General features: G+C 42.3%; 12 protein-coding genes. 11 read left to right on the forward strand and 1 reads right to left on the reverse strand.

Features of this window, described 5'->3' with window-relative positions; all coding sequences use genetic code 11:
• The first annotated feature begins 58 nt into the window (after positions 1-58).
• The 5 genes from M472_RS26990 (at position 59) to M472_RS27010 (ending at position 7,128) form a co-directional block, all read left to right on the forward strand.
• A complete protein-coding gene (locus M472_RS26990; RefSeq protein ID WP_021068948.1) occupies positions 59-559 on the forward strand; it encodes a DUF2480 family protein in 501 nt (166 codons plus the stop codon).
• Positions 560-563: 4 nt separating this feature from the next.
• On the forward strand, positions 564-1,109 hold the full coding sequence (locus M472_RS26995; protein WP_021068949.1) for an NADPH-dependent FMN reductase: 546 nt from the start codon (positions 564-566) through the stop codon (positions 1,107-1,109).
• A 90-nt stretch (positions 1,110-1,199) separates the two neighbouring features.
• Positions 1,200-4,556, forward strand: a complete 3,357-nt coding sequence (locus M472_RS27000; protein WP_021068950.1) for a DEAD/DEAH box helicase — start codon at positions 1,200-1,202, stop codon at positions 4,554-4,556.
• A 100-nt stretch (positions 4,557-4,656) separates the two neighbouring features.
• Positions 4,657-6,876: a heavy metal translocating P-type ATPase gene (locus M472_RS27005; protein ID WP_021068951.1), complete on the forward strand. Its 2,220-nt coding sequence runs from the start codon at positions 4,657-4,659 to the stop codon at positions 6,874-6,876.
• Positions 6,877-6,912: 36 nt separating this feature from the next.
• Positions 6,913-7,128 carry a heavy-metal-associated domain-containing protein gene (locus M472_RS27010; RefSeq protein ID WP_021068952.1) on the forward strand — a complete coding sequence of 72 codons (216 nt, stop codon included), beginning with the start codon at positions 6,913-6,915 and terminating at the stop codon, positions 7,126-7,128.
• A gap of 100 nt (positions 7,129-7,228) precedes the next feature.
• Here the strand turns inward: M472_RS27010 and M472_RS27015 are convergent, their stop codons facing one another.
• Positions 7,229-7,720 (reverse strand): Lrp/AsnC family transcriptional regulator, encoded by a 492-nt coding sequence (locus tag M472_RS27015; RefSeq protein ID WP_021068953.1) that lies wholly within the window; start codon positions 7,718-7,720, stop codon positions 7,229-7,231.
• Positions 7,721-7,839: 119 nt separating this feature from the next.
• Here M472_RS27015 and M472_RS27020 point away from each other — a divergent pair, with 119 nt between their 5' ends.
• The 6 genes from M472_RS27020 (at position 7,840) to M472_RS27040 (ending at position 17,613) form a co-directional block, all read left to right on the forward strand.
• Complete coding sequence (locus M472_RS27020; protein ID WP_021068954.1) at positions 7,840-8,805, forward strand: EamA family transporter; 966 nt, start codon at positions 7,840-7,842, stop codon at positions 8,803-8,805.
• 228 nt (positions 8,806-9,033) lie between these two features.
• On the forward strand, positions 9,034-9,588 hold the full coding sequence (locus tag M472_RS27025; RefSeq protein WP_021068955.1) for an RNA polymerase sigma factor: 555 nt from the start codon (positions 9,034-9,036) through the stop codon (positions 9,586-9,588).
• Between the two features lie 110 nt (positions 9,589-9,698).
• Positions 9,699-10,898, forward strand: coding sequence for a FecR family protein (locus tag M472_RS0122385; protein ID WP_144062637.1), 1,200 nt, complete (start codon positions 9,699-9,701; stop codon positions 10,896-10,898).
• 166 nt (positions 10,899-11,064) lie between these two features.
• A complete protein-coding gene (locus M472_RS27030; protein ID WP_081643092.1) occupies positions 11,065-14,424 on the forward strand; it encodes a TonB-dependent receptor in 3,360 nt (1,119 codons plus the stop codon).
• The gene (locus M472_RS27035; protein ID WP_021068958.1) at positions 14,411-16,366 is read left to right on the forward strand and encodes a RagB/SusD family nutrient uptake outer membrane protein; all 1,956 of its coding nucleotides are present in this window, start codon (positions 14,411-14,413) and stop codon (positions 16,364-16,366) included. Before M472_RS27030 ends, M472_RS27035 begins: the two co-directional genes overlap by 14 nt.
• 26 nt (positions 16,367-16,392) lie before the next feature.
• Complete coding sequence (locus M472_RS27040) at positions 16,393-17,613, forward strand: DUF4959 domain-containing protein (RefSeq protein WP_021068959.1); 1,221 nt, start codon at positions 16,393-16,395, stop codon at positions 17,611-17,613.

The following is a 17,613-nucleotide window of genomic DNA, read 5'->3' on the forward strand; positions in this document are numbered from 1 at the left end:
TTGGCTCTTTAAGCCTATACTTCTTAAATTAGTGATTAACAATTAAAAAGTACTTCATATGGAAGATGATGTTTTTATAAACAAGGTTCATGCGTCGGGAATTGTAACGGTAGATTTGATGGATTATGTCCCTCAGGAAGAAATCGTAACTCTTGATATCAAGGATTTTTTGTTTATGGGCCTTATTATAAGGGAAAAGGAGTTTAAAGAAGCCGTTGCGGCTTACGATTGGACGGCTTTGAAAGACAAAACAGTAGCAATATGCTGCAGTGAAGATACGATTATCCCCACTTGGGTTTATTTTATGCTGGCGGATAAGCTTCATGATCTAGCAAAGCGTTTCGATTATCGGTCCGCTGAGGAGGTCGGCAGGCTTCTGTGGCGGGCCAATATCCAGGAAGCAGACTTTACCCGCTTAGAAGGGAAGAAGGTAGTGATCAAAGCAAATCCAAAAATTGATCCGGATCTTTTTATGACTGCTGCGGATCAGTTACGTCCTTTTGTGGCGACATTGATGTATGGTGAGGCGGGTATGCCTAAAGTTATTTTTAAAAGATAGATTTATGAAGGTATTATTGTTTAACGGTTCGCTGGACCGAAGAGAAGGAGCTACTTCCGAAATAATAACAAAGTATTTCGAGGAAAAGTTTCTGGAGGAAAATGCTTCTGTCGATGTTTTTAGAGTTACAGACTCTGGGGTTCCCTTGTTTGATACAACACTCAATAAAGTGCCCAATGCTGTTGAACGTATGAATATCATGTTTAGAGAGGCTGATTTACATGTATGGCTCACTCCTCTTTATCATGGAGGAATGACCGGAGTGATGAAAAACTGTCTCGATTGGTTAGAATGTAGTGCAAAATTACAAGCACCTTATTTGACAGGCAAATTGGTCGGTCTTGTCTGTTGGGCGGATGGTGTGCAAGCTATGCAGGGAATCAATGGTATGGATGATGTGGCCAAATCATTGCGTGGCTGGACATTACCATATAGCTTGCCGATGCAGCGTAAACAGCTGTTTACAGCCGAACGGGAATTGACGGAAGAGTATATGGAAAGAATTGATAAAATGGTCAAGCTGCTTGTACATTCTCCCTTCGCAAAATAGGTGGATCACAGCTGTCTATATTGCTCTCCGATTATCCCTTAAAATTTATACTTTTACGATCGTATATAAGATTAAGATAAGGTACTCCGAATGGATCCCAAACACGCTGTTATTTTACGGGATATAGTATTGACTTCATGTTCTATTTACGATATTATGCGTTACCTCGATACAGAAGTAAAAGATATCGTATTGGAAGAGCATGAGTTGTTTTATCCGTTACACATCCAGATCGATCAGGCTCTATTTACTAAGAATTCTATGGGGCCGATGTATCCGGAAGTCGGTATCCATCAAGAAGGGACGTCTTTAGCGTTGACCTGTACCTGTGGCATCCAGTCTGATAAGCTATGTGTCCATCAGTTTGAAGTGTTGGATGCTATTCTCAAACGGGAGGAGCTACGTGTCTTTTTTGATGATCGATTGCGGGATTCGCGTCTTCGCAGTCTCGCAGCAGGTTATGGGCTCGAACATGAGCACGATATGGATTCCTATTTCTACCTACGTTATGAAGATGGCAGGACTCAGTTCTTCAGCAAACAAAAGGAGTTGTTGCGTATTGATCAGTCCTTTCTTCGGCAGCCTTCTTTTGCACGGAGTACATCTGCTTTGCCAGCATTGTTGGAGCGTAGTGATTCAAAAAAATGGATATTGGTACTTAGTCGACACCGTTTCTATGATCAGCTTAATTTTTTGTTGTTTGAAGCGGCCTTTACCCAAGAGGATAAATTGAAAAATCCATTGACTCCCGTCGATCTTACCAGGCAGCTCTTGCTGGATAATACGGTGGAGACGCTTCGCTTTTTGACAGCATTGCTCAGTTGCCAAAATAGATTTGAGGGTGAGGTGACCGAGACCGAAAATATGGCACTTCAAATCATAGCTTCAAATCCTATGGGATTGCGGGTTTATTTTCATGATAGAGATAGGTCTGATAGCATCGTTGCAAAAAGCCTGTTTCCTGTGAAACTGGCGGTAGTCAAACCCGAGTTGAAGCTCAAGGTTCTTAAAAAGGAACCTTTTTATGAGATCAGCAGTACTTTGCATCTCTTGGGGAACCTAGTACCTGTAGCCGAATTGGCAATTAAAAATGATCTGTTCATCTTGTTCAAGGAGCAGTATATTTATGTTCCTGATTCTGATCTCATGCGGGTCATTCGCTTTTTTAAGAGTAACAATGAGATTTTATTGGTCCACAGTTCCAAGTATGATGCGTTTGAAACACAGTTTTTGGCACCTATCGAGGATTACGTCGAGGTAGAGTACGGGTACATCTATAAGGCTGCTTCTACAGCACTGCCAGTAGAACAAGAAACAGAAAAGCAAAAGCTCATCTATCTCCAAAAGGAAGGTTCTATTATTTCAATCACGCCCGTCGTACGATATGGTGAGGCCGAAGTGCCCGTATACTCCCGCAAGCAATTGTATACCATCGATGCTGCCGGCAATAGATTCAAGTTAAATCGAGATCGCAAATACGAAGATGATTTAACAGCCTTGATAATGAGACAGCATCCCGACTTTGCGGAGCAGTTACAATACGGACAATATTTCTATCTGTATAAAGACAAGTTTTTTGATGAGGACTGGTTTTTGTCGGCATTTGAATCCTGGCGGGCAGATGGTGTTCGTATTCTGGGGTTTAAAGAACTTGAAGGCACGCGTATCAATGCACATGCGGCAAAGATAGATATCAAGGTCAATAGCGGTAAGGATTGGTTCAATGTGCATTTGAAAGTAGACTTTGGAGGTCAGACAGCAAAGCTTAGGCAGATACAGCGAGCTTTCAAGAACAAAAGTAAGTTTGTCGAACTGGACGATGGGACGTTAGGATTAATGCCTGATGAATGGATGGATAGAATCGCTGGATATTTCAGTATGGGCTACCTTGAAAAGGAACTATTGCATATTCCAAAAGTTCGGTTCTCTGAAGTTGCTGCATGTTTTGAACGAGAGGTGTTGGCCGAAGAGGTGCGCGAGGAATTGAACGTATTTCAGCAAGAGTTTTTAGACGCTACAGAAATTCCACAAGCAGCTGTTCCAATGGGTTTACAGGCTGTTTTGAGAAATTACCAACACGAAGGTTTCAATTGGCTGTGCTTCTTAGATAGATTTGGTTTTGGAGGGTGTTTGGCAGATGATATGGGACTGGGCAAGACGGTACAGGTTATTGCTTTTCTGTTGCACCTTAAGGAAAAGTATGCGTCTGCTCCCAATCTGATAGTTGTGCCGACTTCGCTTTTATTTAACTGGGAAGACGAATTGTTCCGGTTTGCACCGGAACTACATGTTCTTAACTATAATTCGGTGACACGCAATCGGCAAGAGCAAGCATTTAGTGCCTATGATGTTGTTTTGGTGAGTTATGGTGTATTGGTGTCGGATATCAGTACCTTCAAAAAGGAAAAATTTCAATACGTTTTTCTTGACGAGGGGCAACTCATCAAAAATCCCAATTCGGAACGTTATAAAGCAGTCTGTCTGCTGCAGTCTTTCAACAGAATCGTGTTGACGGGGACGCCTATCGAGAACAGTACATTTGATATTTATGGACTTTTTTCATTTGCATGTCCGGGGTTATTAGGGAATAAACAGTTTTTCAGAGACACCTATGCGATACCTATAGATCAGTTTGAATTCCAGCGCAGGGCTATTGAGCTTGAGCGTCGTATAGCGCCTTTCCTTTTACGGCGCACCAAAAGCCAGGTTATTGCGGAGCTTCCTGAAAAAACAGAGACCCTTATATACTGTGAGATGGGGGATAGGCAGCGCGATATTTATACCCGTTACGAGGACGAGGTGCGTAGTTATATTAATTCAACCGATGCAGATAGTTTAGAGGGGGATCGTATACATGTTTTGGCTTCCCTCACCAAGTTACGGCAGATCTGTAATTCTCCAGCTTTGTTGCAGGAGGGATATTCTGCAGCGTATAGTGTCAAGATAGATGTTCTGCTTGATCAGATCAAAAGCAAGATGCAAGTGCACAAAATATTGGTGTTCTCTCAGTTTGTCGGTATGTTGGATCTTATTAAAGAGCGCCTAGATCATGAGGAGATCGCGTATTCCTATCTGACAGGACAGTCCAAGGATCGAAAAGCCATTGTTTCTGAGTTTCAAAGCGATGATGCTATACGCGTATTCCTGATCAGTTTAAAAGCCGGAGGGGTAGGGCTCAATTTGACAGGGGCAGATTACGTCTATCTGATTGATCCTTGGTGGAATCCTGCAGTAGAAAATCAGGCAATAGATAGAAGTTATCGTATTGGGCAGGACAAAAAGGTTACGGCAGTGCGACTCATATGTACCCATACGATCGAAGAGAAGATTGCTGACCTACAGCATCGTAAACAGAAGTTAGCCGGTGATCTGATCGGCAGTGGCAGTGCCTGGACCCATAATCTGTCAAAACAAGATTTGTTACATCTGGTAAATAGGACGGACTAAACCACGACAGTCCGTAATTGTATAACACATTGTCCAAATACTATAAAACTATTGTACTGCGATTGCAGACCTTTGTGATGTTAAATAATAACATGCAATTATGGAAGTTATAGAGTTAAAAAAAATAAAAAAATCTTTCCCCGTACTCAATATGAGTTGTGCCAGCTGTGCCTCGAGTGTCGAGAGCATGGCGCAGACGGTGGATGGAATCATAGATGCCTCGGTTAATTTTGCGACAGCTACTGTCACAGTCAATTTTCGAGAGGGAGAAGCAGATCCGACAAAGTTGCAACTGGCGCTGCAAGATATAGGTTTTGACATATTGATCGAAGAAGAAGATAAGCAGCAGGAGATCTTAGAGGAACTCCATGAACAAAAATACGCCGATTTAAAGCGTAAGACCATTGGTGCAGTTGTGCTATCCTTACCGGTAGTTATTATCGGTATGTTCTTTATGAACATGCCCTATGCCAATGAGATCATGCTGGTGTTTTCAACACCTGTTGTGCTCTGGTTTGGTAAAGATTTCTTTGTGAACGCTTGGAAGCAGTTGCAGCATAGGAAAGCCAATATGGATACACTGGTCGCATTGAGTACAGGTATAGCCTACTTGTTTAGTCTTTTTAACATGGTGGCGATGGACTATCTGATGTCACGTGGTATAGAAGCTCATGTTTATTTTGAAGCAGCAGCAGTGATTATTGCCTTTATTTTACTAGGGCGGCTATTGGAAGAAAAGGCAAAAGGAAATACCTCCACCGCTATCAAAAAATTAATGGGTCTACAGCCTAAGACCGTGTTGGTCATATTGCCTACTGGAGAGGAGAGGACTGTTCCTATAGAACAGCTCTTGGTCGGTGATACCGTGATGGTCAAGCCAGGCGAAAAGATTGCGGTAGATGGTCGGGTTATGTCGGGTAGCTCATTTGTGGATGAGAGTATGCTCAGTGGAGAACCTGTTCCTGTGGAAAAGAAAGAGGGAGAGCCGGTGTATGCCGGTACGATTAATCAAAAAGGAAGTTTTCAATTTGCCGCAGAAAAAGTGGGCAAGGATACCATGTTGGCACAGATTATCCGTATGGTACAGGATGCACAGGGTTCAAAAGCACCGGTACAGAAATTGGTCGACAAGATTGCTGGAGTCTTTGTCCCTGTTGTCATATGTATTGCTGTAGTCACGGCTCTATTGTGGGCTGTGCTTGGAGGTGAGCATGCATGGGTGATGGGGCTGATCTCTGCCGTGACAGTCTTGGTGATAGCCTGCCCTTGTGCTTTGGGATTGGCGACACCAACGGCGATTATGGTCGGTGTGGGCAAAGCTGCTGAAAGCGGTATATTGATCAAAGATGCCGAAAGCTTACAGTTGGCCAAAAATATTACAGCAGTAGTATTGGACAAGACGGGGACAATAACCGAAGGAAAGCCTAAGGTTGTGTCCGAGTATTGGGTGGAGGACAGTATACAGAACAAGCAGATCTTGTTTTCGATCGAACGAAAATCAGAACACCCCTTGGCTGATGCTGTTGTGCATCATTTGGAGGGCTATAGCTCACTGGCTCTTGAACGCTTTGAGAGTATTACTGGACAAGGTGTGGAAGCGGTATTAGATGGAGAGCTTTACCTGGTGGGCAATCCTGCACTGCTGTCTGCACATCAAGTGGAGGTTCCCGAAGAGGTCGCTAGAATAGCGTCATCTTGGGCAGCTATGGCACAGACAGTGATATGGTTTGCAACGAATAGTAAAGTGTTGGGAATAATGGCTATAGCCGATAAGGTGAAAGAAAACTCGAAAATGGCTATTAAGTCATTGCAGAGCGGAGGTATTGCCGTCTATATGATGACTGGCGACAATACCTCTACTGCAGCGGCTATTGCGGAACAGACAGGTATTACGGCTTACAGGGCAGAGGTGCTACCTCATCAGAAAGCCGAATTTGTAAAGGAGTTGCAGTCTCAAGGCCATACCGTCGCGATGGTGGGAGATGGTATTAATGACAGTAGTGCACTGGCCACTGCCGATGTAAGTATTGCGATGGGCAAGGGATCTGATATCGCTATGGATGTAGCCAAGATGACCATCATTTCATCCGATCTGCTGAAAATTCCTCAGGCGATAAAAATCTCCAAGCAGACCGTGGCAACGATCAAGCAAAATCTGTTCTGGGCATTTATATACAATTTGATTGGTATTCCTTTAGCAGCAGGGTTGCTTTATCCGATCAATGGTTTTTTATTAAACCCGATGATTGCAGGAGCAGCTATGGCATTGAGCAGTGTTAGTGTGGTGAGCAACAGTTTATGGCTTAAGATCAAAAAATAAAGATCATTTTTTTAATAACAATAAATCAAGTATAATATGGAAACTCAAAAATTTCAATTTAAAACGAATATCAACTGTGGTGGATGTGTTACGAAAGTGACGCCACACTTGGATAAAGTCGAAGGTATTGCATCATGGGAAGTTGATACGACGAATAAGGACAAGGTACTCACGGTAAGTTCGGACAGTGTTAGTGCCGACAAGGTCGTAGAAATTGTCAAAGAAGCCGGATTTAATATCGAGCAAATTTAAGGATATACGAATGAGTGGGCTGTCTCAAAAAAAAGACTGTCTTTTTTGAGACAGCCCCTTTTTAGTGATTACAAATAGCGATTGGCTTTACAATCTCTTCCTAAAAAGGCAAGGCCGTAGTCTGCTTGATATAGCGCATGACGAAGGAACTCTGAATCTTACTCACCTCCGGTATGGCCGACAGCTTTCCTGAAGCAAATGCGTTGTAAGCCTCAGGGCTGCTCACCACCACTTTCAATACGATGTCGAATATCCCTCCTGTTACGTAGGCATCCATTACTTCATCGAGAGCCGTAATCTGTTCCAAAAAACGATCTACATGTACCTTTTGTTGGCTGATCAGGGATACATTGACGATGACCGTAAAATTCAGGCCCACTTTTTCCTGATCCAAGATAGCGACATACTCTTTGATGTAACCTTCATTTTCCAGTCGTTTTATTCTTTCGTACACCGATGTGCGGGACATATGTAAGCGTTCTGTCAGTTCATTGATGTCAAATTTTGCATTCCGCTGGAGCTCCCTCAATAGTGCTGTTTCTTGGCTGCTTAATTTTTCCATTGTATTTTTTCCGAGTATGACCTGTTCCATCTGCTGTTTTCTGTTTTAAATCCCAAAAATAATTTAATTTGTGGACTATATTCGTATTTAAAACTTGTTTGTTGGTTGTAAAACAGTATTTGATAGATTTGTCCGTACAAAATTAAATTATGAACAGGTACGTGTGGATTGTTGGTCTTGGTGCATTGAGTTATGGAATGCTATCTTCCTTTGCTAAGGTCGCGTATGGACAGGGCTATAGCGCTGCGGAAGTAACTTTTATACAGGGATTGATCGGATCAGTGGTATTATGGTCAGCTGTACTTATCCGAGGTATATACCGTCGGAAAAAGACCACTGTTCACAGTGCATCCGTACGATTCAAATTGCTGTTGTCGGGCGCTTGTATGGGGATTGCTACCTATTTGTATTATCTGTCCGTGCAGTATATAACAGCCTCACTTGCTATCGTCTTATTGATGCAGATGGCCTGGATGAGTGTATTCGCCGAGTGGATCGTGCTGGGGATCCGTCCACCGGCCAAAAAGCTAGTCGCTTGTGCATGTATTATTTTTTCAACCTTTCTTGCGGGAGGCTTCACGGGGCTTACTGCTCTAGATTACTCCTTACTAGGTATTATCTTGGCATTGACATCGGCAGTGTTATATACCTTTTATATCTTGTTGACCAGTGAGTTGGGCAAAGCTATGCATGTCTTTGAAAAAGGAGCTTTGATGACGACGGGTTCTACTGTGATTATTTTTCTTATCAACTGTACTTCCATATGGAATAGCTCCCATATGGATAGCGGTCTTTTTCAATGGGGACTCTTCTTGGCACTGTTCGGTACCGTGATTCCCCCGTTATGTTTTAGCATTGGTATGCCCAAGCTAGGGCCAGGACTCAGTTCGATCCTGTTGACGTTGGAACTTCCGGCAGCCGTGTTATGTGCATTTTTCGTTCTTAATGAACAGATCTCATTTATACAGCTGCTCGGTATTGTACTGTTGTTTATGGCGATTGTCTATATCAATTTGTCCATGAAGCCTCATGGTACAGCAAGCGTTGATAGCGGTATGCCCCCGAGTACCACTCCTGTTATAAATCCCTCGGTCGGAGAGAGGCAGGCGAGCTGATCTGTTTTTTTACAAAATACTTAACATATACTTAATAGGATTTCAACTCTAGCTTAAATCTTAGTGCCTATTTTTGTTACATTGACTCTTCTATATTAAGTCTTTGGGATAGAAATGGTGAAATTATCAGATAAAAATTATTATAATTGTCTTATCGCTTTGGGTGAATTGATCTTCAGCATAAGGGGAAACCAATTAAAAACAATGATAATCTGTTAAATACTTGCTATGGAATATATTTCTGGAAAGGATTTTATTGAATTTCAAAATGGGAGCGAACAGGTTTTTAAGCAGATATTCGAACACCATTATCGAACCGTTTTTAATTATGCTTATGGTTTTGGTAAAAATCGGCATGACGCCGAGGAGGTAACCCAAGAAGCTTTTACCAAGCTTTTTCTGTATCGTAAGCGAATAACCGATTTGAACAGCATAATGCCTTTTCTGCTGGCCGTATCCAAAAGGATTGCTATATCCATCTTTCGGAAAAAGGTAATACGAGAAAACAGTGTTGCCGATATCCAATTAGCCACTGAGACTGTTTCATACAATACCAAAGAGACCATCTACAATAACGAACTACATAGCGCACTGGAGAAGATTATAGCAGAATTACCGATTCAGCAGCAACGGGTATTTGTACTTAATAAAATGGAGGATCTTTCCTACCAAGAAATTGCTGAAGAACTTGGGATTTCTAAGAATACAGTGAAAAATCACCTTATAGTAGCTTCTCGTTCTGTTCGAATCAAGCTTCAGAAGTTGCTCTATATTTTTTTATAATCGCTCTATTGCGCGGATACTGAAGTTATTTATAGTATCTGTATTTTTTTTCCTTCCGACTAGTCCATTTTCAGAGATGAAGCGATTACCTATAAAGAGCATCAACGAAATTGAACAAAGAAAGACTACTATATCTAATAGAACAATACCGGGAGAATCGGTGTACACCTGCTGAGCAGAATGAATTGTATCAACTAATGTCGGAGGAAGACGTAGAAGATCATATACTACAGTTATGGGATCAATTGCACAGTTCGACTACCACCTCAATGTCAGAAGAAGAAAGCAATCAATTGTTTCAGCGGATTGTTAACAGCTCTTTGGTGCAGCAAGATATTGAACCTGCAAAACAGTCAACGATGGGTTGGTTTAAAAGAATTGGTGCAGTAGCAGCTGTTGCTGCTCTTATTCTAGGCACTTGTACTTTTCTGTTCTTAAGAAGATCAGTATCGACGACGGATTATGCAGCACTACCCTTAGACACAGCTATTATACCAGGTAGTAAGAAAGCTCATGTTATTCTTGAAGACGGAAAATCCATCAGTTTAGTAGGATTGGAATCCAGGGACACGATTCATACTGGCAGTTATCTTATATTGAATAAGGGGCAGGAGGGAATTTCTTATCATGGAAAGGATGGTTTGGCAAATAGGAATAGAGAAGTCTACAACACGCTGGTGACGCCGCTTGGAGGCGAGTATATGGTCGTGCTTGCAGATGGAACCAAAGTGTGGTTGAATGCAAATTCTCGGTTGAGATATCCTACTGATTTCGTGACCGACGTACGTACGGTAGAATTGGAAGGTGAAGCTTATTTTGACGTAGCGAGTCTAGAGAGCGGGGGTAAAAAGGTGCCTTTTTACGTTAAGACCAGAACTCAGACTGTAGAGGTTCTGGGAACCCAATTCAATATTAATAGTTATGGTGGACAGATAACGACCACACTGGTCGAAGGAAAGGTAGCTTTGCGATATAAAGGCGTTTCCAAACCGTGTTTACTTAGCCCCAATTATCAGTTGATTTATACAGAGCATACCCATACATATGAAAAAAAAGAAATAGATCCCTATTATTTTACCGCTTGGAAGGATGGAAGTTTTGCTTTCGACAATACTCCTTTGACGGCTGTCATGGCGGATATCTCCCGCTGGTATAATGTTGAATTCAACTATGAGACTGATGTTTCGGATGTTTACTTTTCGGGTAAAATTTCTAAACTAGAAAGCTTCGAAAGCTTATTGCAGACGATCCAATGGACTGGTTCTGTCAAATTCAAAATCAATGGAAGGAGGGTAACCATAAGAAAGTAAGGATACAAAAAAGCAGGGATGTTACCAGCACCCCTGCAGGTCCAAAAGACCAACGATTGAGAACTAACGTGTTAAATTATTAATCAACCGAATACAAATGTATAAAAAAAAGCGGTTAGGTCTGCTATTATATACAGCTGACCGGACCATTACCAAATCCGTATTAATGAAATTTTCATTAGCTGTACCTCTATTGCTTACGGCAACATTGCAAGTCAGTGCATTTGCCTTTGGACAAAAAATAACCCTTCGGAAAAAAAACGTGAAAGTAGACTACGTCTTGAAGGAATTACAAAAGCAAAGTGGTTATAATATTCTCTATGATCAGAAGATAATCCCCTCCACAAAAATACATCCACTCTATAATGATGTCCCTCTTCAAGAGGTCTTAAAAGATATTTTGGAACCCCTGAATATTCAATTTAGGATCAATAATAAAAATATCGTATTGAGCCCGTCTCCTGCTTCAAAAGAAAATAGGAGTAATATAAGAAAGCAAAAGGAAATCAAGGGAAAGGTTGTGGACAGTGATGGCAAGCCTATCTCTGGAGTTTCGATTCATCTCAATGATGGGACATCGGGGGGCGTGCTTACCGCAAAAGATGGATCCTTTTCTATTGCTGCGCAGGTAGGCGATCGACTTACGCTCCGTTATGTTGGAAAGGAAACCCTGGCTCTAGTTGTTGAAAAAGTAGAAGATCTCCTGCTCACCATGACGGACAAGGCCAATGAAATGGACGATGTGGTCGTTGTTGCCTTTGGAAAGCAAAGAAAAGGAAATGTGGTAGGCTCTATTACTTCTGTAAAGCCAGAGAATTTAAAAATTCCTTCAAGCAATCTGACAACGGCCCTCGCTGGTAATGTTGCAGGAGTCATCGCTTATCAACGTAGTGGTGAGCCGGGACAGGACAATGCTGATTTTTTCGTTCGGGGGATTACCACTTTTGGAAATAATAATAAACCACTTATTCTCATTGATGGGGTAGAGCTGACAACGACCGATTTGGCACGTCTACAGCCCGACGATATTGCTAGTTTTTCCGTCATGAAAGATGCTACAGCTACAGCATTGTATGGTGCCCGTGGAGCTAATGGAGTGATATTGGTCAGTACCAAAGAGGGAAAAGAAGGACCTGCAAAAGTTTCGTTGAGACTTGAACATTCAAGTTCAGCACCTACTCAAACGACTAAAATAGCCGATCCCATAACCTTTATGAAGTTAGGGAATGAAGCGGTTTTGACACGAAATCCTCTAGGGGATTTGCCTTATTCACAGACCCAGATTGAAAATACCCAGCTGGGAGTCTCTCCAGTTGCTTTCCCTGCAAATGATTGGTCTGCGCTATTGCTCAAGGACCAGACCTCTACCTCTCGTGGCAATCTAAGTGTGAGCGGAGGTGGACAGGTGGCCCGTTATTATGTAGCTACTTCTTTTGCTCAGGACAATGGTATTCTGAAAGTAGATAAGCGTAATAATTTCAATAGCAATATAGACAACAAGTCCTATACGCTACGTTCCAATGTGAACGTCAATCTTACTAAATCAACCGAATTGATCGTACGGTTGAGCGGTACATTTGACGATTACAAGGGACCATTGCAAGGTGGAGCAAAGACTTATGACATGATTATGCATGCCAATCCGGTCAAGTTTCCAGCTTTTTTTCCAGTGGACGCCGAGCATGCGCATCTACAGCATATCATGTTTGGTAACTATGATAATCGATATACCAATCCTTATGCGGAGACGGTACGAGGGTATAAAGAGCGGTCTCGTTCACAGGTACTGGCGCAGCTGGAGTTGGGGCAAGATCTTTCGTCGATCACTCCAGGCTTGGCGATTCGAGGAATGGCCAATGTTTCGCGCCTGTCCCAGTTTGCCGTTGCAAGATCTTATAATCCATACTATTATCAGTTGGCGAGCTATGATAATGCGACAGGCGAATATAGTATCGTCATGAATAAAGAAGGAACCGAATATCTGGGTTATTCCGAACCATCCGACGACAAAGTAACCAATTCGACCTTGTATTTTCAGAGTACACTGAACTACGGTCGATTGTTTGGTAATAAGCATCAGGTTAATGGTCTTTTGGTGGGTATACTCCGCGAGGAGTTGAATGCCAATACCGGTAGTTTACAGCTTTCCTTACCATCACGTAATCTTGGTGTTTCTGGGAGAGCGACCTATGCCTATGATAATCGTTATTTCGGGGAATTCAATTTTGGCTATAATGGATCAGAGCGTTTCGCGAAGAATAAAAGATACGGCTTCTTTCCTTCGATAGGCGGTGCTTGGTTTGTATCTAATGAGAAGTTCTGGGATGAGTTACGTCCAGTATTTTCTAAGATCAAACTTAGAGGATCTTATGGACTAGTCGGTAATGACAATATTGGTAGTGCCAAGGATCGATTTTTCTATCTCTCTGAGGTAAATATGGCCAATGCGGCGAGAAGTGCGTTTTTTGGTCTGAACATGAATGTTGGGCTCCCAGGAATATCCATATCAAGGTATGCAAACCCGGAGATCAGTTGGGAGATATCACATAAACGGGATCTGGCCGTAGAGATAGGTCTATTTGATAAAATCAACCTGGTGACAGAATACTTTACCGAGAAGCGTGAAAAAATCCTTATGAGCAGATCGTCAATTCCTAATACGATGGGATTGCAGGCCGTGCAGCGCGCCAATGTTGGTGAGGCAAACTCAAAAGGAGTAGATCTCAGTTTGGATTATACACAAAACTGGAATACCGGTTTCTGGACATCAGCTCGTGCAAACTTTACCTATGCTAGAGGTACTTATAAAGTATACGAAGAACCTGCCTATGAAAATGAACCATGGCGATCGCGAGTTGGCCATTCTATCAATCAGCAGTGGGGCTATGTCGCCGAAAGGTTGTTTGTAGATGATGAAGAAGCGCGAAATTCACCTATTCAACAGATTGGTAATTCAAAATACGGCGGTGGCGATATCAAGTATACCGATATCAATAAAGATGGTAAAATCAATGATTTGGACCGTGTACCGATAGGTAATCCTACTGTGCCAGAGATTGTGTATGGTTTTGGTTTATCTATGGGCTACAAGCAGTTTGACTTTTCAGCATTCTTTCAGGGAGCTACCAATCAATCTTTTTGGATTGATGCCACTAATACCAGTCCATTTCAAAAGCAAACACAATTGCTGAAGGCTTATGCAGATAGTTATTGGAGCGAGGACACGCAGAATATATATGCATTATGGCCTCGTTTGAGTGCTGACGTAAATAGCAATAATGTGCCTCGCAATACCTGGTTTATGCGGGATGGTACATTTCTCCGGCTGAAGCAGTTGGAGATGGGATATACGCTCTCCGATAAGATGAAACAACGCTTGAAAGCTAAAAACCTGCGTATTTATTTGAGTGGCACCAACCTTTTGCTGATCAGTAGATTCAAGCTTTGGGATATTGAAATGGCCGGCAATGGACTTGGATATCCATTACAGCGCGTATTTAATGTCGGACTCAATGTTCAATTCTAACATCATTACCAATAATACCGTCATGAACAAAAAAATAATACGAAATATCATTTTATCCGCATTGTTTATTACAGGAGGGTTGAATTCCTGTAATTATCTCGATGTCGTGCCCGATGGTGTGAGTAAATTAGAAAATGCCTTTACCATGCGTAATCAGGCTGAAAAATTTCTGTACACCTGTTATTCATATATGCCTACCGAAGGACAGCTTTCCTTAGACCCTGGGTTGTTGGGAGGAGACGAGCTGTGGAACCTGGAAACGGCCAATGCACCCGTCTTTAATTTTGCTGCTTTCAATATTGCTCGTGGTTTTCAAAGTCCTTCCAGCACGTTGGTCGATTATTGGGGACAGCTCTATATTGCATTGCGCGATTGTAACATCTTTTTAGAGAATATCCACAATGTCGCTGATCTCCAAGCATGGGAGCGAGATCAATGGATCGCTGAGGTTAAGTTCTTAAAAGCATATTACCATTTTTACTTGGTCAAGATGTATGGTCCGGTGCCGATTATACGTCAGAATCTCCCTATCGATGCGGGTATCGAGGAGGTAAAAGTATCCCGCAATACGGTGGATGAGTGTTTTGACTATATGGTGGAGCTATTGGATGAAGCTATCCCAGTTTTACCTCCGGTAGTAGCCAATCCTACTGTAGAATTAGGACGTATTACAAAAGCTATTGCTGTATCTCTAAAGGCTAAAATCTTGGTCACAGCGGCGAGTCCTCTTTTCAATGGTAATACCGATCAGGCAGGCTTGGTCAATAAAGATGGTCGTCAGTTGTTCAACCAAGTGAATGATGTGGCTAAGTGGGAAAAAGCGTTAGCGGCTTGCGAAGATGCGGTCCAGGTATGTGAGAATGAGTTGGGGATGAAACTCTATAGGTATCCGGGCAATCCTCAATTTAACCTTTCGGACGTGACCATGCAGGAGCTTACCTTGCGCAATGCTTTTGCCGAAAGATGGAATTCGGAAATTATATGGGCAAATACGCAAAGTGTTAATCATCAAACCCAACAATTCGCTGTACCTCGTTTTGACCCACGGTATCCTGATGCCCCGTATCTGAAGAATGTAATAGGTGCTCCTATTAAAGTTGCCGAGCAGTTCTATTCAAAGAATGGTTTACCGATTGCCGAAGACAAAACCTGGGACTATAATGGACGATACAATATCCAGACTGTTGGAACTTCTTACCGTCGTTATATGCGAGAGGGTACCCAGACCATCAAAATGCATTTTGATAGAGAGCCTCGGTTTTATGCCTATCTGGGGTTTGATACCGGTATCTGGTATGGAGAAGGAGTCTTAGATGATGCTAATCCAACAAACCTATATGCTGTTGCAGCTAGAAAAGGACAGGTTCATCAAAAGCGGGGTTCGGACGATGGACCTATTACAGGCTATTTTATCAAGAAATATGTCCACTTTCAAAATACGATGATTAATATAACAACATATTCTACAGTATCTTATCCGTGGCCCTTGATCCGATTGAGTGATTTGTTTCTGCTCTATGCCGAAGCCGCAAATGAGGCTAATGATAGTGAGCAGAATAGAGGGAAGGCTCTTGATTATTTAAATATGGTACGAAAAAGAGCGGGTATTCCCAAGGTAGAAGATGCTTGGACGGACTACTCCATTACACCTACCAAGTTCAAGTCACAGAAGGGACTTCGACAGATTATTCATCAAGAGAGGCTCAATGAGTTGGCTTTCGAGAGTCAACGGTTTTGGGATGTAAGAAGATGGAAGACGGCTCCCGATTATTACAATACGCCTATTCAAGCTTGGGATCTGACACAGTCTGCCCCTCAGAATTTCTATAGAAAGGTGTTGCTGGCAAAACAGACGTTTACGGTCAAAGATTATTTCTGGCCCTTGAATATTTCTAATTTAACGATAAATAATAATCTAGTACAGAATATCGGCTGGAGATAGCTGTAGGATCTTAAAGAAAAATAACAATGAAAAATTTATTTTGGATTAATATACTTCCTCTTCTGCTGTTGTTGTCCTGTAAAGAGGAACAGCCATCTGTCAATATAGACGATACACTACCGGCTCCACAAGCAGTCAAAAATGTGACTGTTAAAAATCTGCCTGGTGGAGCAGTGCTGTACTATGACGTGCCTGATGATAAGAACTTTTTATACGTCAAGGCGGAGTATGAGATCCGCCCTGGTGTGATTCGCGAAACCAAGGCATCGCTGTATACCGATACCTTATTGTTGGATGGCTTTGGTCGTCAGGGCGAATACGCTGTCAAGCTGTATAGTGTTGGGCGCAATGAGAAGCCGTCCGAACCGGTAGTTGTTCAGGTTGCTCCAGAAGAAGCCCCTGTGCGGCAGGCTTTTCATGATTTAGCACTTACAGAAGGTTTTGGTGGAGTTCGTTTGTTCTTTGAAAATCCCTATATGAAGGATTTTGCATTTTGTCTGATTGCCGATACCCTTAATAATGGAGATTGGACTGCCCTGCAGACTTTCTATAGTAAAAATAGTTCAGGGGTATTCTCCCATAGTGGACTTAATCCTAAACCGATCAAAGTGGGGAGCTATATTCGTGACCGTTGGGGGAATACTTCCGATACTCTGGTTTCGACATTGACGCCGTTATTTGAATACATGATTCCCAAACCTTATGGCGTATTCAACCTTCCGTCGGATAGTTTCGAACCGGCAGAAGGGAACGCAGGTAGATATGCCATTACTGGTTTGTGGGATGGGATTACAAATGTTGAAAACAGTAATATTTTTGCCAATTCTCACGTAGAACCCATGCCGCAGACATTTACGGTCAATTTGAAGCAAAGCGCAACGTTGAGCCGTATCAAAGTCCATCAAAGGATAAAAAATGAATACACGGGGAGTATGGTCAAGAAGTTTGAACTCTACGGGTCCAATAGCAACAATCCAAAAGATGATCTGTTCGGAGGTGATTGGGTATTGCTAGGTCGGTTTGAGTCCGTAAAGCCATCTGGGCCTGGTGCTATTACCGCAGAAGATCGCAATTATGCTAACGTGCAGGGGGAGAATTTTGAGTTGGTGCCTACGGATGAAATTCCTAACCCATGGGTTCCAGTCCGTTTTATACGATTCAGAACGCTAGAGACCTATAATGGGCCATCCGAACGGGGACAGGTTATTATTGCGGAGATATCATTATTTGGACAATCAACAAAATGA

It is taken from the genome of Sphingobacterium paucimobilis HER1398 (assembly GCF_000416985.1).
In the GTDB taxonomy this organism is placed as follows: domain Bacteria; phylum Bacteroidota; class Bacteroidia; order Sphingobacteriales; family Sphingobacteriaceae; genus Sphingobacterium; species Sphingobacterium paucimobilis.